Annotated in this window: 20 protein-coding genes; all 20 read right to left on the bottom strand. The window is 43.1% G+C overall.

All coding sequences use genetic code 11. The features are described from left to right. Positions 1–23 precede the first annotated feature (23 nt). The gene (locus RM556_RS07950) at positions 24–812 is read right to left on the bottom strand and encodes a chemotaxis protein CheW (RefSeq protein ID WP_311374348.1); all 789 of its coding nucleotides are present in this window, start codon (positions 810–812) and stop codon (positions 24–26) included. Beyond that, complete coding sequence (locus tag RM556_RS07945) at positions 802–1572, bottom strand: ParA family protein (protein ID WP_311361632.1); 771 nt, start codon at positions 1570–1572, stop codon at positions 802–804. The genes RM556_RS07950 and RM556_RS07945 overlap by 11 nt, the downstream gene beginning before the upstream one ends. After that, positions 1569–2678 (bottom strand): chemotaxis response regulator protein-glutamate methylesterase, encoded by a 1110-nt coding sequence (locus tag RM556_RS07940; RefSeq protein WP_311374347.1) that lies wholly within the window; start codon positions 2676–2678, stop codon positions 1569–1571. Before RM556_RS07940 ends, RM556_RS07945 begins: the two co-directional genes overlap by 4 nt. A gap of 57 nt (positions 2679–2735) precedes the next feature. Beyond that, positions 2736–4970: a chemotaxis protein CheA gene (locus RM556_RS07935; protein WP_311374346.1), complete on the bottom strand. Its 2235-nt coding sequence runs from the start codon at positions 4968–4970 to the stop codon at positions 2736–2738. Positions 4971–4982: 12 nt separating this feature from the next. After that, positions 4983–5741, bottom strand: coding sequence for a protein phosphatase CheZ (locus RM556_RS07930; protein ID WP_311374345.1), 759 nt, complete (start codon positions 5739–5741; stop codon positions 4983–4985). 31 nt (positions 5742–5772) lie between these two features. Continuing rightward, entirely contained in the window at positions 5773–6156 is a 384-nt protein-coding gene (gene cheY / locus RM556_RS07925; protein ID WP_195732081.1) for a chemotaxis response regulator CheY, read from the bottom strand. Positions 6157–6206: 50 nt separating this feature from the next. Continuing rightward, positions 6207–6935 carry an RNA polymerase sigma factor FliA gene (locus RM556_RS07920; protein WP_311361628.1) on the bottom strand — a complete coding sequence of 243 codons (729 nt, stop codon included), beginning with the start codon at positions 6933–6935 and terminating at the stop codon, positions 6207–6209. 11 nt (positions 6936–6946) lie between these two features. Continuing rightward, complete coding sequence (locus tag RM556_RS07915) at positions 6947–7798, bottom strand: MinD/ParA family protein (protein ID WP_311361627.1); 852 nt, start codon at positions 7796–7798, stop codon at positions 6947–6949. Next, on the bottom strand, positions 7795–9294 hold the full coding sequence (gene flhF / locus RM556_RS07910; RefSeq protein WP_311361626.1) for a flagellar biosynthesis protein FlhF: 1500 nt from the start codon (positions 9292–9294) through the stop codon (positions 7795–7797). Before flhF ends, RM556_RS07915 begins: the two co-directional genes overlap by 4 nt. A 32-nt stretch (positions 9295–9326) precedes the next feature. After that, positions 9327–11426: a flagellar biosynthesis protein FlhA gene (gene flhA / locus RM556_RS07905; protein ID WP_311361625.1), complete on the bottom strand. Its 2100-nt coding sequence runs from the start codon at positions 11424–11426 to the stop codon at positions 9327–9329. A 108-nt stretch (positions 11427–11534) separates the two neighbouring features. Beyond that, entirely contained in the window at positions 11535–14498 is a 2964-nt protein-coding gene (locus RM556_RS07900) for a diguanylate cyclase (protein ID WP_311374344.1), read from the bottom strand. 199 nt (positions 14499–14697) lie between these two features. Then, positions 14698–15825: a flagellar biosynthesis protein FlhB gene (gene flhB / locus RM556_RS07895; RefSeq protein WP_311374343.1), complete on the bottom strand. Its 1128-nt coding sequence runs from the start codon at positions 15823–15825 to the stop codon at positions 14698–14700. A gap of 33 nt (positions 15826–15858) precedes the next feature. Further along, positions 15859–16635 carry a flagellar biosynthetic protein FliR gene (gene fliR, locus RM556_RS07890; protein WP_311361622.1) on the bottom strand — a complete coding sequence of 259 codons (777 nt, stop codon included), beginning with the start codon at positions 16633–16635 and terminating at the stop codon, positions 15859–15861. Between the two features lie 43 nt (positions 16636–16678). Continuing rightward, positions 16679–16948, bottom strand: coding sequence for a flagellar biosynthesis protein FliQ (gene fliQ / locus RM556_RS07885; protein WP_311361621.1), 270 nt, complete (start codon positions 16946–16948; stop codon positions 16679–16681). A 4-nt stretch (positions 16949–16952) separates the two neighbouring features. Further along, positions 16953–17684: a flagellar type III secretion system pore protein FliP gene (fliP, locus tag RM556_RS07880; protein WP_409220070.1), complete on the bottom strand. Its 732-nt coding sequence runs from the start codon at positions 17682–17684 to the stop codon at positions 16953–16955. A gap of 46 nt (positions 17685–17730) precedes the next feature. Next, complete coding sequence (fliO, locus tag RM556_RS07875) at positions 17731–18102, bottom strand: flagellar biosynthetic protein FliO (protein ID WP_311361620.1); 372 nt, start codon at positions 18100–18102, stop codon at positions 17731–17733. A gap of 133 nt (positions 18103–18235) precedes the next feature. Next, on the bottom strand, positions 18236–18706 hold the full coding sequence (gene fliN, locus RM556_RS07870) for a flagellar motor switch protein FliN (RefSeq protein ID WP_311361619.1): 471 nt from the start codon (positions 18704–18706) through the stop codon (positions 18236–18238). A 16-nt stretch (positions 18707–18722) separates the two neighbouring features. After that, positions 18723–19781 carry a flagellar motor switch protein FliM gene (gene fliM, locus RM556_RS07865; RefSeq protein WP_311361618.1) on the bottom strand — a complete coding sequence of 353 codons (1059 nt, stop codon included), beginning with the start codon at positions 19779–19781 and terminating at the stop codon, positions 18723–18725. An 85-nt stretch (positions 19782–19866) separates the two neighbouring features. After that, positions 19867–20385, bottom strand: a complete 519-nt coding sequence (gene fliL / locus RM556_RS07860; RefSeq protein WP_311361617.1) for a flagellar basal body-associated protein FliL — start codon at positions 20383–20385, stop codon at positions 19867–19869. Between the two features lie 125 nt (positions 20386–20510). Then, complete coding sequence (locus tag RM556_RS07855; RefSeq protein ID WP_311374342.1) at positions 20511–22928, bottom strand: flagellar hook-length control protein FliK; 2418 nt, start codon at positions 22926–22928, stop codon at positions 20511–20513. Positions 22929–23025: the final 97 nt, after the last annotated feature.

Raw genomic sequence — 23025 nt, 5'->3', positions numbered from 1 at the left:
CACAACTAAGTTGCTGTTAGGCCTTACTGTTTGTTACTTAGCCCAGATTGTAACATTTGGACTAGCTCAGCAACATTAATTAAAGCACACATTTTCTCTTTTACCATACCAGCCAACCAAGGACGCTTCCCGGTATTCGCTCGCCATTTTACATCTGATTTATTTAACTCGACGGTATTAACCAGCTTTTCACAGGCTAATCCCCAAGGCGTTTTACCTAAATTTATCACAAAACGATAATCTAAGTTGTCGGCCATTTCTGGGCTATACTTTTCAGGCATTACCCACAACGCTGAATTCACAACATTGTACTTATCTTGATTCTTAATCATCACGCCCATAAACCAATTTGGCTTACCAATAATTGGCGCAATCTTCTTAATTTCGTGTATACCGCCGAGTTCAATAAGAGGCACAGCTAAAGTTAAACCAGCCACCTCAAAAAACAAGGCTTGAAATCGCTCATCTAAGACATCTTTTAAACTTGCCGATGCCTCAACATGTACTTCACTACTCTCTATGTCGACCTCTTCGAACTTTTCTTTATGTTCACTTAGCATTAAATCGACATTTTTCTCTCTCAGTGCAAGCTCTTCAGAGGTTTCTTGAGCGAGTTCAACGGCAGAATCACTAACAGAATCAATATTTTCCTCAGCTGTTTTCAGCTCACTCACTAAAGATGAGGCAGCCTGTTCAAGCAATTTCTTCGCCACTGCGGTATCAGCATCGCCTGTTTCTGTAGGCTCGGTCAGCAGGTCAGTCAGGTAATCCTCGACGACACTTTCTTTGGCAAATTCGTTCTTATCCTTCACGAGCTATGTCCTTCAAAAACTTTTGATAGGCAAACACACCTCTACATTTTGGTGCGAATACCGAAGCAGGCATTCTTGCCTGACTAGCATCTCTAAATCGGGTATCTACTGGCACAAAACCTCGCCATAAATATTCTGGATAATCTTCTTTTAAACGATTATAAGCTTGAATAGTGGCATTGACTCGCCGGTCAAACATAGTCGCAATGATATTTACGGGCACATCGCTTGGCATTGTCTTACTCATAATCTTTAATGTGCGCATCATTCTATCTAGGCCTTTCAAGGCAAGGTGCTCGGTCTGAACCGGCACAATAATGCGTGAACTGCAGGCTAAAGCATTCACCATTGAAACACCCAATATTGGCGGGCAATCTATCAACACATAATCAAAATCAGCATCAATGGAGTGCAAGGCTTTCTTCAAAATAAGTCCCTTGCCGCTTTCCATGCCCATTTTACGATCAAGCGTCGCTAAAGCCATTGTCGCAGGAAGAACGTGTAGACCGTCGACTTGAGTTTTGCATAGTGCAGCAATCAGCGCATCACCTTTATAATGAACGGGCTGTGCAAACACATCATAAATACTTGTATTCAACGTTTCAGAATCAATGCCAAAATAATAACTCAAAGATGCATGAGGGTCTGTATCAACCAGAAGTACCCTGTGCCCCTGCTGAGCCAACAAGCCTCCAAGGGTCACTGCGGTAGTTGTTTTGCCTACACCACCTTTCTGATTTGCGACGGTCCAAATATTCAAGCTTTCATCATCTCTGTAATTATATGTTCTGCGATTTTGTCGATAGGTATGACTCTATCACAGTCACCTGATTCAGCGACGGCTTTCGGCATTCCGTATATGACGCTACTATCTTCGTCTTGCGCCCAAATAGTACCACCTTTACTCTTCAAGAGTTTACACCCTAAAGCACCATCTGTGCCCATGCCGGTGAGCACCACTGAAAGTACATCACCGCCGAACGCATCTTTTACAGAATCCAAGGTAAAGTCGATGCTGGGATGAAAATGAATTTTCTGTTCTCGGGGCGCATCACAAATATTAATTTTTGCAAACATCCCTCTGCCAGTCACTTTCAATTGTTTTCCGCCGACAGCTAAATACGCGGTTCCCTTATTAATACGCTCATTGTCTTGTGCCAGCTTCACATTGATTTTCGCGTGCTTGTCTAATCTTTCTGCGAAAGCTTTGGTAAAGGTATTGGGCATATGCTGAATAATAAGGATCGGGTGCGGAAAGTTCTCAGGAAGGCCAGATATGACTTTTTGTAAAGCCACTGGGCCACCTGTGCTTGCGCCCAGCACTAATAATTTATATGTTTTGTTGCTTGCTTGGTTAGCACTTGAATAAGGACTAGGCTTTAAATTTTGGCCAGTACTGACGCTACGTTGTGAGGCTCTCTCTCTAAGAGACAAGCCGATAGGTCGACTCGGCCGAATGCTTTTTATCGGTGTACGAGCAATGGCTTTAACGCGTTGCTGAAGTAAGCGGATCGCTTGGGGACGTTCACGACTGATATCATCAAATTTCTTTGGGAGGAAGTCGATTGCGCCGGCTTCAAGTGCGTCTAAGGTCTCTTTGGCACCTGCAGTCGTAAGAGAAGAAAACATAAGTATTGGCGTAGGAATTTTTTGCATGATCTGTGCGACTGCAGAAATGCCATCTAATACAGGCATTTCTACATCCATTGTGATCACATCTGGCTTTAACGCTAGGGCTTTATTTAGCGCATCTTCACCATTCACTGCATAACCAATAACGTCAATGCTGGGATCTTGTTCTAGAAACGAGCTTAAACGTCTACGATAAAACGCAGAATCGTCTACTATCAGCACTCGATATGGCATTTTTGAGTTTTATCCTACTGCTCTTGTAATCAGACTTGTTTAGCTAATTATGTGTTGTTATGCATACCGTTTCAATAAACTTGGGATATCCAAGATTAGAGCAATACCACCATCTGAGGTAATCGTTGCGCCAGCCATACCTGGCGTACCTTGTAGTAGCGCATCCAAAGGCTTAATAACCACCTCTTCTTGCCCTATTAGGGAATCTACAACAAAACCAACTTGTTGAGTGCCTATCTGGACTACTACAACGTGCCCTTGTGCTCTGTCTACCGTAACAGGTACACGGTTTAGCCAATCGCCGAGATAAAACAGCGGGATTGCTTTTGAGCGAACAATCATCGTCAGTTGGCCATCTACGGTATTGGTTTTGCTAATATCCATATTGATGATTTCATTCACCGAACCCAATGGTAATGCAAATGTTTGCTCACCAACAACAATCATAAGCGTTGGTAATATCGCGAGTGTCAGTGGAACCTTAATTTCTAAAACGGTCCCCTTGCCCAGCTCTGAGTTAATGCTCACAGAACCATTTAGCTGATTTATCTTGGTTTTCACCACGTCCATACCAACACCACGACCAGAAATATCACTGATCTCGACTTTAGTAGAGAAGCCAGGGGCAAATATTAAATTAAATGCTTCGACATCGGACATTCTTGCCGCTGCATCAGCATCCAATACGCCGCGATTAATCGCAATATCTTTTAGCTTCTCTGGGTCCATTCCCTTACCATCGTCATCGATAGTCAACAGGATATGGTCGCCTTCTTGAGAAGCAGATAGCTTAACGGTTCCCATTCTTGGCTTGCCAGCAGCTTCTCGCTCATCTGGCATTTCAATACCATGGTCAACCGAGTTTCTGACCAAGTGAACCAATGGATCAGCAAGCGCCTCGACCAAATTCTTATCTAAATCTGTCTCTTCACCTTCCAATTCCAAGGTGATTTCTTTTTTCAATGTTCGCGCCAAATCTCTGACAACTCGAGGGAAACGACCAAATACCTTTTTGATTGGCTGCATGCGGGTTTTCATCACCGCGCCCTGCAAGTCTCCCGTCACTACGTCTAAGTTAGCAATTGCTTTAGACATACTTTCATCAGCATTGTTTATACCCAAGCTCAATAGGCGGTTACGAACCAATACCAGTTCACCCACCATATTCATGATTTGGTCTAAGCGCTTAGTATCAACTCGAACTGTCGTTTCTGCTTGAGGAGCTGCCGCCGCAGGCTTTTTCTCATCTTTCTTTGCAACTGGCTTAGCGACAGATTTCTTAGCGGGTTCTGGCGCAGGCTTTGGTTTCGCCTGAGGTTTTACCGCCGGCTTCTCTGCATTGTCTTTTGCTTTGTTTTCAGCCGAGCTAGTCACTTTTGAATCGCTTGCTGTTGGTGTAGTAGGTTCAGCAGGTTTTTCGCTTTTCTTTGGTGTATCAACTTTGGGGCCTTGCCCTTCACCATGTAATTGGTCAAGTAAAGCCTCAAATTCGTCATCAGTTATTTCTTCTGAATCATCACTGGCGTTCGCAGCGCTGGTCTTTTCTTCAGCAACGACGTCGTCACCCTTAAACTGACCTTTACCATGCAAATCATCTAGCAATGCTTCAAATTCATCGTCTGTGATGTCATCGCCGTCACTTACTGTGCTTGGCACAGCTGGCGTTGTTGGCGCTGCAGCAGGCTTGTTTGGGCTACCGCTACCATGTAATTCGTCGAGCAGCGCTTCAAATTCGTCTTCAGTAATTTCGTCGATTGCACCTTCAGAACTAACTTCATCATTATCTTCGATAACCAGTTCATCATCTTCACTCTCATCAGAGAGCGTCTCTTGGACTGTTTCGGTGTTATTTGCTGGAGTGCCACTGTCATCTTCGGATTCGAAGATTTTTTCGTCTGGTGTTTCTGGCTTACTAAGTTTGTGTAGCACATCGATTAGTTCGTCAGGCGCTGCTTCAAGAGGCTCTCGCGATTTAACCTTCTCGAACATATCAACCACAACGTCTGTGGCTTGCAAAATAACATCCATTAACTCTGGTGTCAGTGTCCTTTGCCCGTTACGCATGATGTCGAAAACGTTTTCGGCACCATGGCAGATATCGACGAGTTCACCTAGCGCAAGAAAACCTGCACCACCTTTGACAGTATGATAACCACGGAAGATCGCATTCAACAAATCCGCATCTTCTGGATTATTCTCTAGGTCAACAAGTTGTTCCTGGAGTTGTTCAAGAATCTCTCCGGCTTCAACCAAGAAATCTTGTAATATGTCCTCGTCAACTTCAAACGACATTTGTCGGCTCCCCTAAAACCCTAAACTTGACAGCAGATCGTCAACGTCATCTTGCCCACTTACTACGTCGTCTCGTGTTTCTGCATCGATAATTGGCCCTTCGGCTTTTACTGTATCGGTATCTTTCTTAGAACTTTGAGGATTATCTTCATGCTGTTTCTTCTCACTGGCATCACCGAACGCTGTAAGCATAGAAACTAAGCTGTCTTCAACTTCTTTCACCAACTCAATAACCCGTCGAATTACTTGGCCGGTTAGGTCTTGATAACCCTGAGCCATGAGTACTTCAGTGAGTAAGGAATTAAGTGTTGCAGAGTCATGAGTGGCGTCGGAAATGAGTTTATCCATCTCAATGCAGAGGCTTTTAAATTCACCGAGCTCAATTTGACGGCCCATTAGCTTTTGCCATTCGGGTGCAATAGAAATCAATCTTTCATTCAAACCTTCAGCCAACGGCATGCTTTTTTCAACTGCATCCATCGTTGCATTGGCTGCTTTCTCCGTTTCTTCAATGACGTATGTTAATCGAGATTGCGCATCTGGGATCTCGTCTTGAGTCAGATTGGCAATTCGTTCGTCTACTTGGAAAGAATTAAGAGAATCATGTAATTGTCGTGTTAATTTACCCACTTCGGAAAAAAGTTCGGTAGATTCACGCATGGTAATAGTATCGACTAAGGCATTCGCTTGTTCGCGTTCGCCTTTCTCAAGGTACTCTACCAGGAGTTTCGCTTCATCGAGGGAAACTAGGTCTCTGTCGGTCGTTGTCATTCAACGTTACCCCATAAAGAAATATCGCTGTTTAGCCTAAACGCTCAAAGATCTTATCTAGTTTTTCTTTCAATGTTGCAGCAGTGAATGGCTTCACAACATAACCATTTACTCCGGCTTGAGCCGCCGCAACGATTTGTTCTTTCTTCGCTTCAGCTGTCACCATTAACACGGGTAAATGCTTGAGGTTGTCGTCAGACCTAATTGCTCTGAGTAAATCGATACCCTGCATGCCTGGCATATTCCAATCAGTGACAACAAAGTCAAAATCGCCTTGCTGAAGCATAGGTAGAGCGGTATTACCGTCATCTGCCTCTTGGATACTTGTAAAACCCAAGTCTTTTAATAAATTTTTAATGATACGTCTCATTGTTGAAAAATCGTCAACAACTAAGATCTTCATGTTCTTATCCAAAACAGCCTCCGTTGAGGAATAAAAATAACTACACTAATTGGGACTAAAACTTAGTCGGCTGTACGCCATGACTGCATCTTAGACTTTAACTTTAACATCGCTTGACTATGAATTTGGCTGACCCGAGATTCACTCACCTCAAGTACCTCTCCAATTTCACGCAAGTTAAGTTCTTCATCATAATAGAGTGAGAGTACAATCGCTTCTCGCTCTGGTAATGTTGTTATCGCCCGCGCTAGCGCTTTCTGAAATGATCCTTGCACCATATCTTCAAAAGGACTGTCTTCGCCTTTTGTTGCATCCGTTGTTAGCACGTCTTCGCTTACGCCAAGATCTTCGATACCAACTAACTTCCCTGCATTCACTTCGTTTAACATTTGATGGTAGTCTTGCACCGATACTTGCAACCTTTCGGCTACGTCAATATCTCTTGCGTCTCTTCCGGTGGCTTTCTCAACTTGCGAAATTGCCTCCGTGATAGCTCGACTATTCTTATGCACTGAACGCGGAGTCCAGTCGCCTTTTCGAATTTCATCAAGCATTGAGCCGCGTATGCGAATACCAGCAAATGTTTCAAAACTTGCACCTTTAGAGCCATCAAAGTTCTTGGCTGCTTCTAGCAAACCAATCATCCCTGCTTGAATCAAGTCGTCCACAAGGACACTAGCTGGCAACCTTGCCATTAGATGATGAGCAATTCTTTTCACCAACGGAGCATGCCGCTCAACCAGTTGGTTTTTATCAATTTGTTGTTGATAGACTGCCACTTTGTTACTCACTGATTAAATACCTATTCGTTTCTCGATACTAATTGCTCAATGAAAAACTCGAGATGACCACCAGGCTGCGCCGGGATAGGCCAAGACATCGATTTTTCGGCTAATTTAGTAATCGCCACTGCTGCTGGTGAAGATGGGAATGCATCGACAATAGCAGCCTGCTTACGTACAGATTTACGAATATTTTCATCAAATGGAATAACTCCCACTAATTCTAATGCAACATCCAAAAATCGCCCTGTAACTTTGGAAAGCTTACTAAATAATTCCTTTCCTTCCTTATCGCTGCGAACCATATTCGCAACAATCTTAAACTTGAATACACCGTGCTCTCTATTCAGAATTTTAATCAGTGCATAGGCATCGGTTAATGAAGTAGGTTCATCACACACTACAACTAAAACGTCTTGTGCGGCTCTGGAGAAGCTCATTACCATATCTGAGATGCCAGCGGCAGTATCCACTAATAATACGTCTATATCGGTTCGCAGTTCGCTGAACGCTCGAATCAAACCTGCATGTTCCGTAGAACTCAATTCAGCCATTGATTGCGAACCTGAAGTTGCTGGCGCGATTTTGATACCGTGAGGACCGGTTACTAGAATGTCATCAAGCGTGCATTCGCCACGCAAAACGTGTGATAAATTCTTATCAACGCGCAAACCAAGCAAGACATCAACGTTAGCCAAGCCTAAATCGGCATCAAGCACCATTACACGCTTACCTTGCTTAGCGAGTGATATCGCTAAGTTTAAAGACACATTGGTTTTACCAACGCCGCCTTTACCACCTGTAACTGCTATGACTTTTATTAGTTTCGATTGATTCATTTTTCGTAAGCTACTCGCCTGATCTTCTATCATACTGCTCTCATACCCTTGGCAGTGTTTGATAGTGTAGTATGCGCCAATCCATACTTTTTATAAAGCTTTGACGCCACCATGGTTAAATTCTTTGCATCTGCCAGTTTAATATCTTCGGGGACTCGCTGTCCATCCGTTACGTAGCTTAGGCTAAGGTCATTTTCAATCGCCACACTTAGCGCTTCGCCGAGGCTATAGCATTCATCAAGTTTACTGAAAATACAACCACTTAGTTGTGTATTGTTATACGCTTGTATGGTTTGGTGTAACACTTGGTGCTGTGCACCGGCGGGTAAAACCAAATATTTCTTAATATTAACCGTCGTTTCTCTTTCATAATCATCGAGTTGACTGATTAGTCTCGCATCTCGTTGCGAAAAGCCTGCAGTATCAATTAAGACTAACTTTTTATGTCTCATTTGATACAAGATATGATTTAGCTCTTCTGACGTCTGCGCTTTCTTCACTGAACAGCCAATTATCTTCCCATATGTCGCCAGTTGCTCAAATGCCGCGATACGATACGTATCAATCGTGATCATTGCAACTTCGTTGGCACCATACTTCTGGGCATATTTTGCTGCTAGCTTAGCAACTGTCGTTGTTTTACCTGTCCCTGTAGGTCCTACAAGGGCAACAATACCAGATTGCTGCAAAATGTCATTCCCACCAATTTGTAATCGGTTAGCAATTAAGTTGAGTAAATAGTTCCAACCTTCTGTTTCATTTGCTTTTGGCGGCAAGAAATTAACCATTTGTTCGATGAGTGATTCACTGATCCCCATACCCATCAGCTTGCTGGCAAGATAATGGTGGGTTGGATTTTGTCGTTTACTCTTTTCGTCACTCAAGCCTTTTACTTGGTATTGCAAAACATTGCGAATGGAAGCAAGTTCAGCTTGAATACTCGCCATATCGTTTTGGCTATGCCCGCTTTCATCACGGAATAGACTTGATGCTTGAGTTTCTGACAAACTTTCTTCAACATTAAAGTCATCATGTGCTTTGTTCACTGGTGTTCTAACATACTCGTTGGTCAGTTCAGCTTCACGTCGACGTTTTTCTGCTTGTTCGTTATCTGCATAAGTAGCGCTTAGTACAGGCTCTGTTCGCTCTGAAGGTGCATGCCTTGCAGACGACTGTCTGCTGTTTGGCGCAGTATCTACATTTAGATTAGTTGAACCATATAGATCCGCAGGCTGCGATGCTCTGTCTTCCAACTGTCCAGCTTGTTGTTTCTCAAGCAGTGCTTTAAGACTATCAGGACCATCATCACCAATAATTTCACTGAGTGTTGGCGTTGTTTTGCCTTTTTTACCCAGACTGATTGTTGGTGCGGCTTGGCTCATTTCAGTTTCTTTATCCACTGCTGCAACTAGCTCAACGCCGCCATTAACTTTTTTATTCGACATAATAACGGCGTCACCACCTAACTCATCTTTCACTTGCTTAAGTGCTTCGCGCATGTCTTTGCCAAAAAAGCGTCTAATTTTCATGATGTCCTCTTTAGTGTTTGCATTGCGTCAGTTTATTGACCGACTGATGACACTATTTTAATTTGTTTGTCGTCTGGAATTTCTTGATAAGACAACACATGTAATCCCACTACCGAGTGTTTTAAGAATCTTGATAACACAGGGCGTAACATGCCAGATGTAAGTAAAACTGCTGGCTCGCCAGCTAACTCTTGTTGTTGACTCGCTTCAGTCAGCGACTGCTGAATCTTTTCAGCTAAGCCAGGTTCGATGCCCGAACCGTCTTCACCACCTGCTTGAAGAGACTGATGCAACATCTGTTCCAAGTCTGGTGCTAAAGTAATAACAGGTATTTCATCCCCGCCATCCGTGATGTCCTGAACAATCAGTCGTTTCAGAGCAATACGTAAGGCAGACACCAAAACATCGGGATCTTGACTCTTCGGCCCATACTCACAGAGAGTTTGACAGATGGTGCGCATATCACGAATAGGCACACCTTCGTATAACAGGGTTTGCAAGACTTTGACAACAGTACTTAACGACAGGATATCTGGGACCAGACCTTCCACTAATTTCGGGTTTGATTTCTCTAGCATATCAAGTAATTGCTGCACTTCTTCGTGGCCCAATAACTGATATGCATTTGTTGTTAACAGTTGACTTAGATGAGTGGCGACAACCGTGGCTGAATCCACAACGGTATATCCCAAAGTTTGCGCATGTTCGCGTTGATTCGCCTTAATCCAAACGGCTTCCAAACCAAATGCAGGATCCGTGGTTTTGGTGCCACTTAATTCTCCAAATACTTGCCCAGGATTGATTGCCAATTCATTGTCATGGCTAATCTCGGCGTCGCCAATGGACACCCCCATCATCGATATCGAGTATGCGTTCGGGGAGAAATCGAGGTTATCCCTGATATGAACTGGTGGGATAAGAAAGCCCAACTCTTGAGACAGTTTTTTCCGAACCCCCTTAATTCGAGTTAATAACTCCCCACCTTGTGCTTTATCAACCAACGGAATTAATCGATAACCCACTTCCAAGCCGATAGTATCCACCTGCTGAACATCGTCCCAATCCAGTTCTTTGATTTCAGCCGGACCGTTATTACTTTCAGGCATCGTTTCAACCAAGGCTTTTTCAGCGGCTTGTTTTGCGGCCATCTTGTCTCGGAAGAAAGCGTAGCCACCCACTAAGAATGAGAAACTTAAAAAGGCAACATGTGGCATGCCAGGCACAATGCCCATAATGAATAAAATAGCGGAAGTGATGTATAGGGCTTTACGATTAGCAAGCTGCTCACGAATTTCGTGCCCCATTTCTTGAGAATCATTTTCTCTTGTAACAATAATCGCCGTGGCAACCGATAATAAAAGTGAAGGAATTTGAGCCACCAAACCGTCACCAATAGTGAGAATAGTGTAGACTTCCATCGCGTTACTGAAGGGTAAATCATGCTGAAACATGCCAATAAACAAGCCACCAACAATGTTGATTAGCATGATAAATAAGCCAGCAATTGCATCGCCTTTTACAAATTTTGACGCACCATCCATTGAACCATAAAAATCAGCTTCTGTAGTAATCTCTTCACGACGTTTACGCGCTTGGTCTTGATCGATATAGCCTGCGTTCAAGTCGGCATCAATGGCCATTTGCTTACCTGGCATTGCATCCAAGGTAAATCGTGCACTCACCTCTGAAATCCGGCCTGCGCCTGCGGTTACTACTTTAAAGTTGATAATCAAAAGTATCGCGAAAACAACCACACCGACCACATAGTTACCACCAATAACTACTTCACCAAAGGCTTGAATCACTTTACCAGCAGCGTCTCCACCTTCGTGACCTTGTATTAAAACAATACGAGTAGAGGCCACGTTCAGCGCTAAACGCAATACTGTAGCGACTAATAGAACAAGCGGAAAGATGCCAAAATCAATTGGACGTTTGGTAAAAACAGACACCAAAATAATGACGAGTGACAGTGCGATATTAAAACTAAATAATACATCCAGAAGAATGGCTGGCATCGGTAAAATGACCATACCCATAATCGCGAGAACGACCACTGGTGCGCCCATGCCGGCAGCTATGTTCTTTATTTGTGTTTTATCAACACGTTGAAAAGCGGTGGTTAATTGCATACAACAGAATTTTGACAGCTAAGGAATAATACCTTGGGTATATCAACTACCGTGCCAAACTGTCTAAGAACTTGAAATAGGTATTATATTTGGGCTTTTGCCTTGTATTTAGAGCATAGGTAAAACCTGATTTCGGCCCATATTTTTACCTTCATACAGCAGTTTATCGGCTTGGCTAATGCAATCATCAGCACTCTTATGCTCTTCTATACACGCTACGCCAGCAGTCAGCGTGATGCTGGTTTCGCCTTGCTTCACAGCGAATACATGCTCAGCAATCGTCTCACGATACTTATTGGCTAATAAAATAGCCTCTGGTAATTTGGTATTCGGTAACAAGGCAATAAACTCTTCTCCGCCCCATCGCGCTAACATGTCATAACTGCGCGTAGATTGACGCAAAACATCGGCAATTTCCTTTAACACGATATCACCAGACTCATGCCCATAGTTGTCGTTAACCTTCTTAAAGAAATCAATATCGATAAGAATAATAGAAAAAGGAACTTGCTCTCGCTGATAGCGTGAAAACTCTCTGGATAGGTTCTCAGTGAAGCCACGGCGGTTATAAACCTCGGTTAAGGGATCGAGTGTGGTTAATACCTTGAGTCTCTCGTTCGCGAGCTGCAATTCTTGCGTTTTGCTTTTGACCGACAGTAACAACTCTTCGGAGCGCTTATGTAGTGCGTATGTTCGCCACCTAAAGATGCCAAATAGGAGCAGAAATACAAGAATACCAATAAGGAACATGGCGATCGGTGTTCGCCACCAAGGTGGCAAAACTAGAATGTCTACAAACAGAGGTGTATCACTCCACAGGCCATAGCGGTTGGTAGATTTAATCTCCAATTGGTAGTTACCAGGATCTAAATTGGTATAGGTGATTGTGCGATTTTTGCTATCGAGATATTGCCAGCGACTATCAAAACCAAGTAAACGATAGGCATATTCAATACTTTCCGGACTACCATACTCCAAGGCAGCGAAATCAATTGTTAATAACAGGTCTTCTGGACGCAAAGTCACCTTCGTGAAGTTATTATTCTCGTCTGCGTAGGTGCTGGCACCGTAATTATCTTCGCTGCTTAGCTTGCCTATTTTAGTAATATGCAATGAAGGCATTTCTTCATTTTTTGAAATACTCTCGGGGTAGAAGTAAGTCAGGCCTTGATCACCTGCAAACAGAATCTTACCATCAGAGTTCTTGGCCCTTGCGCCAATATAGTAACCACTTTCGTTAGTACCGTCATTTTGACCAAAATAATCAAGCTGCTGCGTTTTTAAATCACCTCTGGCGATGCCCCGTTCTGTAGATATCCACAATAATCCCTGCTCATCCTCTACCACCGCACCAATCGAAGAGGCACTGAGTTCTGAGTCTTTAAACAATTGCGTAAATACGGGGGCTGTTTGAAAATCATCAAGTTCCATGAGCATCAAGCCATGGGCGTGCAAGCCAACGTAGTAACGAGATGCCGATACTTTAGAAACCCATGTGATGACATTGTGTGCTATTCCGTTTGGATTATTTTTATCTTCGGTAACGACTCGCACTTGGCGACTTTGCGGATTGATTAAAAATAAACCGTTGGTGGTTCCAACAATCAGTTCTTCTTCGTTGGAGTAAACGATGTCAATCACCATGGGAGTATTAAAGTGCATGGTAGTGCTTTGGGTTTCAAAGTCATAAAAATACAATCCATGCTTTGTGGTCCCTACCCAAACCCCGGTAGGCGCTAATTCTAGTGTGTACAGTTCTTTATTTTTTAAATCGACTGACTCTATAAATTCGTCGCCATCCTGATAACGCGCAAGGCCAAGGCGAGTGGCAATCCAAAGTGTTCGAGTTGATTTGTCATAGGCAACCGACATGACTTTATTTGTCTTTTGGCTTCTTGCTTCATCAATCAACGGGCCTGATACACTATTGTCTGGGTTTAATATCCAAATGCCCGTTTCAGCAACCAACCAATTTACATCGTTCTCTTTCGGGCCAATACTGAAATGATGTTGGGTATTGTCCAATACAAATCGCTTAAACATGGTTTTATTTTGATCTATAACGCCAACACCATTGCCGTTTGTGCCTAAGAAAACCAAGCCATTGTCAGTAGAGAAAAGGGTGTGGATATGACTTTGAAGCGTATCTTTGGAATTAGAGCTACTTTCGAAAAAAGTCACGAAGTCAAGTTTGTTCGGATCTGGAAAAATTGACAAACCATTAGTCGTTGCAACCCAAATACTATTGTCACGAATCTGATAAATATCGTTAATCAAATTATTCGTAAAACCTTCCTCAACGGAAAGCTTAACTAAATTAGAAAAGCCATCATTTGTCAGTTTTGCCCGATATAGTCCATCGCCAATGGTACCAATCCAAAGATGAGATTGGTTATCTACAAACACAGACTCTACATTTTGTTCTTCCAATAGAGCGAGAGAAAAACGCCGACTCATTTTATCCAATGAATACAAACCAGCGGACGTCGCGATGAAAAGTTGTTCATCATGTTCAGCGATATCTTCTACCGTAATAATTTCAGCTTGCGGTGATAAACGAAGGAATTCGTTCTCACCGGCATACTTTGCGTACAGGCCTTTTTGTGTGCCGACAAAAATACTGCCACCTTCGTCAATATGAATACTGTGTATCGTTTTATCGTTATCATCGAAATCATTGGGTAATTCAAGCTGTTCAAAGCGCCGTGTTTTTGCTCGCATTACATTCAAGCCATTGAGTGTACCAATCCATAAATCGCCAGAAGAAGGATCAATTTCAATAGCATAAACAAACGCGGAACTCAGGCCCTTACTTGGGTCATCACTTTGTCCATAATGGATAAAATCATAACCATCAAAGCGATCAATTCCGGATTGCGTTGCTAACCAAATGTACCCATCCTTGTCTTGTGCAATATCACTCACTGTCACCTGAGATAAGCCGTTTTCGACACTATAGCTTTTTGCTAAGGGCAACTGATAATCCAGCGGCAAATTCTGCGCCACAGCTTGGCGACTGGACACGACAGCAGAAAATAAAAACAACACTACATAGAAAGATGGTTTTAACATTAGGTAATTCAATAATGGCGTTAGTAAAAATAGGCAATACAGTCAAATTTCGACAAAAATTTATGCAGAAACCGTATGCAAAACAAACAAGCACAACCAGTATATGGTGTTTCTTGGAATAAGCAAAGCACTCGATGAATCAATGCTTTACGCACTAAAACACCGACTTTAACACTCGTACTTTAAGTACTTTTAATAACTACCGTCTGAGCTCAGGTGGTATTGGCAAGTTTTTCTTCAGCGGTTTTGGTCTGCTTGCTTTTCCGTTTTTGTATGCTTTTAATTGATACACATAAGCCAATACTTGAGCAACCGCCATAAACAATTTAGACGGTATTTCTTCATTGGGTTCAGTACTGTAGAAAATAGCCCTCGCCAACATTGGCGATTCGATAATAGGAACTTCATGTGCGTTTGCAATCTTACGAATGTGCATGGCTAGTTCATCGGCACCTTTGGCGACCATAACCGGGGCACGATTGCCATCTTGTTCATATTTAAGTGCCACTGAGAAGTGAGTCGGGTTAGTCACAATAACATCGGCTTCCGGTACATCTTGCATCATTCGATTCGCGGCAGCCTGATACTGAAGCTTTCTGATCCTCCCTTTAACCTGCGGATCACCCTCTGCATTTTTCCTTTCATCTTTCACTTCCTGCATGGTCATTTTCATTTCTTCATTATGCTTGTGACTTTGGTATGGAACATCAATCAGAGCAATCGGGATCATCCCTAGGCATAAAATGAGGAAAGCCCACTCAATCATATTCAAAGCATGGAAGAGGTTTAAAGGATAAAGCTCCATATCAAGGTGCAAGGCTTCATCTTCGAAGATGATCAGCGCAATATAGGCCATTCCACCGATGACCAAGACTTTAGCAATACCTTTTAGCAACTCAACCAACGCATTGGTGCCAAACATTCTTTTAAAGCCTTGAACTGGGCTGAGTCTATTACCTTTTGGTGCCGCCGATTTCCAAGTAAAATTGTAGCCGCCCAAGGCAATGCTGCCGTAAATCCCACCTATCAACGAAATAATCATGAACATCATCACAGGCCAAGCAGATTCAGTCACAGACATTTCTAAAATCTGAAACATGTGAACCTTGTCATAGGTTTCATCTCTGGAGAGCATGAATGAGCGCTGCATGACGTTAAACATGGCTGAAGCGATATAGGAACCGACGAACAGAAACGCAATTGCACTGAAAATTAAGACCAGTGACGTGGACAATTCACGCGATCGCGCAACCTGCCCTTTTTTTCGGGCATCGTCGAGTTTCTTGGGGGTGGGTTCTTCAGTTTTTTCGTAGGAGTCGTCAGCCATGCTTTAATATCCTCTGCGAAAGTCGATGGTTGATCAACACGTCAGCAATAGCTTGCACATGAACTCTTGTGCACGTTGCCATTGCTGCTCGAAATGATAAGTCTGATTACTTAATGTGATGTAGATAATAAGTAACCCCGTTATTTGCGCTATCGAAAAGCCCAAACTGAATATATTAAGCTGTGGTGCAGCTTTAGTCATGACGCCAAACGCTAGGTTCACGATAAGCAAAGACACGATGGGTGCAAGAGACATAGTCACGGCGGATACGAACATCCAACCTCCCCAGTGTGCAACCAACCTAAACTGTTCACCTGTCCACCATGGAGCATCAATTGGAAAGGCTTTAAAGCTCATCACAATCATTTGAATCATGGATAAATGACCGTCAAAGGTCCAAAATAAAAGCGTTGCTAGAATTAAATAAAACTGACCAACAGCGGGCACGCTTATGCCGTTCACTGGGTCGACGATTGAGGCAAAACCCAGGCCCGTCTGCATTGCAATAATTTGACCAGCCAAAACAAAAGTATTGAGTACCATCATCGAAATAAAGCCAATCACGATACCGATGATGAGCTGTTTGATACCAAGCACAAAAGATCCTAAGTTAACTAGGTCTTGTACTGGTACGGGTGGTATATTAGGTACAATCATGAGCGTTAATAATACGGCCAATAAACTGCGAATTGGGGTCGGAATCGTTTTCGCTGAAAAACCTACCATCGCGGCAAACAAGCCAGAAATACGCATAAATGGCAAAAGGTAGTCTGCCATAAAATTAGTGATTGTAGACGCGACAATTTCCATTTGCTTAGTACTGCCTTCCAGTCAAAATACGAGACAACATAGGCTAGCCCACTACCGATGGAATGCTATGGACCATTTCAAAGGTGAAATCCATCATCTTTTGAACCAACCAACTACCGCCCCAACTCAATGCAAGTAGAGTCACGATAAGACGAGGTAAGAAACTCATCGTTTGCTCGTTGATAGATGTCGCCGCTTGAAAAACCGCAACAATGAGACCAATGATCAAACTCGGTACAATCACTGCTGAGACAATGACGATAACAATCAGCATAGCGCTGCGTAATATTTCCACAAAAACTTCTGGGCTCATATCGTCACACTCCCATGCCAAAGCTAGTTGCTAGGGTACCGAAAATTAAATTCCAACCATCTACCAACACAAACAGCATCAGTTTAAATGGTAAGGAAACGATCATTGGAGACAACATCATCATACCCATAGCCATCAGAATAGAAGCGACGACTAAGTCCAAAATTAAAAATGGAATGAATAACATAAAGCCAATTTGGAATGCGGTTTTCAATTCACTCGTCACGAATGCTGGGATTAAGACTGTCAAAGGAACATCAGCAGGATCATCAAACTGGTCTTCATAGCCACCAATTTGTACGAAGGTTTCTAAATCTTTAATGCGCGTTTGCGATAACATAAATGCGCGCATCGGCTCTTTGGCCACATCGAAAGCTTGAATAGACGTCATCTCTTCTTTCAAATAAGGCTGCAAAGCGCTTTCGTTAATTTCGTCAAACACTGGCGCCATAATGAACATTGAAAGAAACAAGCTCACACCGATCAAAATTTGATTCGATGGTGACTGCTGCAAACCGATGGCCTGACGTAAAATAGACAAAACAACAATAATCCGCGTGAACGATGTCATCATCATGATAAACGCTGGGATCAAGCTTAACGCCGTCATGATGAACAAGGCTTGCAAGGTCATGCTGTATTCTTGTGAGCCGTCATCTGCCGTGGTCACAGTAATCGCTTGGATACCTTCTTGTGCCATCGCACTGCCACTAAAAAACAAGGTTAACAAACCCATGATGAGCATCAGCGGCGCGCTACGCTCAAGAAACGTTAATACGCGGCTACGCTTCATTAGACTGTCCTTGTGATCCAGCTTTGGGAATATTTTTTGAACCCACCATCGCTTGCGCCATTGCTTGCACTAGCTTGTCTTTGAAAGCGAGTTGGGCATTGTCATCATGGTTAAGTTGCTTGTTACCGGCCACCGTCGTTGTTTTGCTGACAATTGGGTTTTCTAACTTACCCAACTGATTGATATTGTGTGCGGTGACACCTAGCAAGAATTGCTCGCCAGCCACATCTATTACCATAATCTTTTCTTTCGCACCTGCACTCATAGAAGCAACGACTTTTAATTGACCGTTGCCTGCTTGAGTGACATTAAATCGACGCGCAACAAAAGCGAGCGCTAAAATAATGGCGACGACTAACATAAGGCTTAGAAAAATTGACAGTATTGATGTGGGGTTTTGTAAGGTTTGGGGGGTGGAGGCCGAAGCCTCCGCGTTGACCACGCTACAAAACAAAAATAGAAATAGGATGCAAGACCCTAATTTATAAAGGTTTTTACCTGAGTTTTTTGATTCTCTCGACTTGGCTAATAACATCGGTTAAACGGATTCCAAATTTATCGTTGATGACTACTACTTCTCCATGAGCAATCAGCGTGCCATTTACTAAAACATCTAATGGTTCGCCCGCAACGCGGTCTAATTCAACAACAGAACCTTGGTTCAATTGGAGTAAATTTCGAATACTAATTTCACTGCGTCCCACTTCCATCGAGATGGTCACAGGGATATCTAATATCGTATCAAGCTTCTTCTTCTCAGCTTGAGAAATTGGGGCATCTTCTTGCAACTCGTCAAACTCTGCAGGTTGTGCATCGTCAGTCGCACCTGCGCCTGCTGCTTGCTCATTCATTATGGCATCAATGTCATCCTGTGGATCTCCACCGTCTGATTCGCCTGCCTCAGCCTCAGCTTGTTCGGCCATCGCTGCTTCCCAATCATCTAAGCCTTCGCCATCTTCACTCATAATTTTTTCCTATCTTTTATAAATCTTCTTCTAACACCTGAAGTTCGGCGTCGTTATCTATCACTTTGCCATTTCTCGTCAACAACTGAAGCTCAGACTTGACGGAATGTGGTCTTGGAATTTTTTCTGTTATTTTCAGAGCAATATTGTCGCGGGACTTACCAAGTTTTGCTCTAAACGTAGGTAATTCCTCTATAAACACCGTGACATGATTCGGCATATCTATTGGGATAATATCTCCCGCTTGAAAATTCATCAGTCTTTCAAGCGACACATTCATGTCCAACAAATGTGTGGTGAGCCCAACATGCACATCCATAATTTCATCACGTAGTGCCTTACTCCACCTGAAGTCGGTATCTTCTTTATCGTTCTGGACACCAGCGTCAAGCAACTCTCTAATCGGTTCTAACATTGAATATGGCAATGAAATGTGGAAGTCTCCACCACCGCCGTCTAATTCAATATGGAAGGAGCTTATGACAACCACTTCGGTTGGGCTGACAATGTTCGCCATTGCTGGATTCACTTCTGAGTCCAAGTATTCGAACGACACGTCCATTACCGGACCCCAAGCCTCTTTATAGTCTTCAAAGATCAGCTTCAGTAACATCTGAATAATACGTCTTTCGGTTGGGGTGAATTCTCGACCTTCAATTTTCGCATGATAGCGACCATCACCGCCAAAAAAGTTATCTACCATAATAAACACAAGTCGTGCTTCCATGGTGATCAAGCCTGTACCTTTCAAAGGACGAAATCTAACCATGTTTAGGCTAGTGGGAACAAACAAGGTATGAATGTACTCCCCAAACTTAATCATTTGAATGCCGTTAATTGACACCTCAGCAGAACGCCTCATCATATTGAATAGGCTAACCCTCATGTGCCTTGCAAACCGTTCATTAACGATTTCCAATGTCGGCATACGCCCGCGCACGATGCGGTCTTGGGAGGAGAAGTCATATTCCATGGCGGAGCCATCGTCTACAACCTCTTCAACCTCTTCCTCTTCAACATCGTCAACGCCGTGAAGGAGTGCGTCAATTTCGTCTTGTGATAATAAGTCGCTCACATTTATTCTCTGTTTTGGGAGTCGCTGCTATCAAGCATTTTGCTGTTTGCTAACAGACACTCTTTTACGTTTTTCGTATGCGTTATCATTGGATAACAAAACCGGTGAATAGCACTTGCTCTACCACAGATGTTTTCTCTAGTTCCATCATGGTTTGACGTACCTGCGCTGTGGCTTTTTCTTTTAATTCGACTTTACCCACATCTGTAACTAAATCGTCAGCATTCGATGCACTAAAAACTTGCAGAAGAGAGCCCTCTATCATCGGTATATGACGCTTGGCTAGCTCTTCATTTATCGAACCGCGCACCATAAGCTGGACTTCAATTTGCACAATTCTTTCTCGTGCGACACCAGGTGCATTAAAGGTGAAAGCTCTGGGCATCGCCACATAAAGTGCTTGCCCTTCAGGCATAACTTCGTCTTCAACCATCTCGCTGGCAACTTCTTCACCATCTTCAGTCGTACTAGGCTCTTCTCCCATAAATAGGAAGTAATAAGCAGCGCCACCGCCAGCAAGTAGCACAACAAGAATGATGATAATTAACATCATTTTGCCTTTTTTCTTGCCACCCTCTTCGATTTCTAACTCTTCATCAGCCATTATTTTCTCTCTGTATAAATACGAAACACTGTTTATAAATCAAACGATTCAACAACTTAATGACAGTCTTGTCAGATTTTCGACACTGCACTTACACTTTTTTGTCAGTGTTAGTATAAGTCATTTTAGGCATAGTAATCGATGCCACCAATGCTAGCGCCACTTATTCTCTGTTCGATATGATTCGAAGCGTGCTCTTCTTGACTCTCTGTTACCCCATCTTGCGATTGTTGTGCCAGATTGCCATTTGCATTCGCATTTTTTGCCATGGTGTCTTGCTCTGCACTTTGATTCTGTCCAGAACTATCTTGCTCTACTGATGATTGTCCAAGTTCAATACCTTGTTCTTCAAGCATTTCTCGTAGTCTGGGCACTGCCTGGTCAAGGGCATCACGCGCTTGTTGGGATTGCACAACAAAGCTCACACTGGCTGAATCACCATTGATATTCACTTTGATATTCATGCCACCTAGGTCTGGTGGATCAAGGCGTATTTCAGCACTCAAGTTTCGGCTATTAACCATCCAGCGGACTTTTTCAGTCAATTGTTGTTGACCCTCTGGCTTGAATATATTGACGGCTTTATCAGAGTTTAGGGTTTGTTGCGCTAGTTTGGTACTTTCAAGTTGCTGTTGTGCTATCTCTTTTACGCCCTGAACTTCACTTAAGCCTGTATTCAGATAGTTTTGACTTTGCAGCGTTTGCGCACTTTGGTTAATTGAGCTCGCAGCTGACAAGATATTGTTAATCTGAGTTAATTGCTTATCAACACCCGCGGTTTCGGCCCGAGGCACTTTGACTTCGGCACTCGCTAGCGCTTCATTAACCAAACTTTTCAAGTCTATACCTGGTTCTCTACCTTGCTTTAATTGCTCTTTCATCTCTTTGACCCCAGATTGTAAAGCGGCAATAAATTCAGTTGCTTTACCTTCTGTTTTCAAGTCAGAAATGGTCGTTTCTAAACGCTGAGTAATATTTTCAAGCGCAGCTGCTTCAGCTTCTGGCGGTAACTTGGCTAGCACTTCCAATTGTTTTTTCGCTGATTTGTCACCCATCGAAAGCACTAATGGCGCTACTGTAGCTACTTTGGCTTCTTTACCTTCAGATTTTCCAGTCGATGCAAGAGTTGAAGCAGATATGAGCGCAGACTCATCAATCACGTCCTCTTTTAGTGTATCGATGTTTGGGTTTTGATTTGGCTTGAGTTCACTATCAAGCGGCTGTGCTACTTTTTCGCCTTCAACTTCACCTGTTACTGGTTTGATACCGGCAAGAAGTGCGTCATCAATGCTGCCTTCGATTGGCTGAGGTACTTTTTCTTGATCGGTAAACTCATCCTGAGCCAATTCAAAAGCGCTTAAAGATTCATTTGGAACCGCATTCTCATTATCAAGTGCCTGTAATTTCGCATCATTGGCTTTGGCCATCGCTTTAGCTTCTTGTTCAGAAGATAATAGAAGGTTTTTCAATAGGCTAGCATCGACTTCGGATGCACCTAATGCCTCTTGTTGTGATTCAAGATTTTGTTCGGCTGGATCAGCTTCGCTTGGTCCACTTCTATCCATTAATTGCTGCAATAAAGACGTAATCGCTTTGTCTAATTCCTCAAGTGCGTCACCATGCAAACTCAATTCTTTTTCTACACCACTCGCCTTCAGCAGCGCTTCAAGCTCTTTCTCACTAAGATGAATTTCCAGAAACTCTGTGTCTGTCTCTTCTGTGACAATATCAGAAACACTGTCTACAGCAATTTCGTCTGAACTATCACTGGCATTCTTCGTTGAAGTTAAAGCCAAAGAGTCTAGTGCCTGTTTGAAAAAGTCCTCATTATTGCTTGAGTCATCAATGTACAAATCATTGCTAATATTTTTATCAGAGAGGTCTTTAATACGGTCAACATAGTCAACCCAATTGAACTCGTCGCCTGGTGCTAATGCAGCCTCGTTTTCAGATTTACCTGATTGGCTGGAAGCCTCTTTTTGTGCCGCTGCTTTCTCAGCCACTAAAATTTCGTCAATATTGCGCTGCTCCTCACTAGCTTCACTTAGCTTAGCTTGCTCATGCAGAGCGGTTTGGTGCTCTTCACAATTTACACAATGCTCCTCGCTCTGCTTTTCTGAGCTTGCTGAACCTCGATTTGTCGGCTCTGAGCGCTCGGTTGATGAAGCATTATTTGTCGAGCTCGTTTGCTTGTCTGAGTCTCGATTACGCTCATTGTCGAGCCTGCTTTGCTCAGCCTGCTCATCTCTTTTTCTATTCCTAGCTTCTTGACTCTCTTGCGCTCTTTCTCGGCTCAACTGAGCTTGCTCTGCATTCTTATCCTGAACCTGGCTGTTGCGTTTATTATCATTACGCTCAGGTTCACGACGGTTTTCAGCTTGCTTTTCCTGCCTAGCTAAAGCTTCTTCAAATGCGCTGCGTTGTTGACTATTATCATACTGAGAGCCAGCTGATTCGCGGCTCACAGGTGAATTCACTTGGATCTCTTCAAACGCTATGTTTGATGCGGCAATAGTTGTTTGAGCGGTGGCAAATTGTTGCATAATTAATTTTCATCCAAACCGTGACAATAAGACTAAGCTTCTGTTTTTATTAACTATTAATTCAAAAAATACAGGCTATTTAGTTACAATACTAGGT

This window comes from Alteromonas sp. W364 (genome assembly GCF_031846205.1).
GTDB classification, from domain to species: domain Bacteria; phylum Pseudomonadota; class Gammaproteobacteria; order Enterobacterales; family Alteromonadaceae; genus Glaciecola; species Glaciecola blandensis.
The sequence above is the reverse complement of the archived record's forward strand: the minus strand, read 5'-3'. Positions and strand labels throughout refer to the sequence as shown.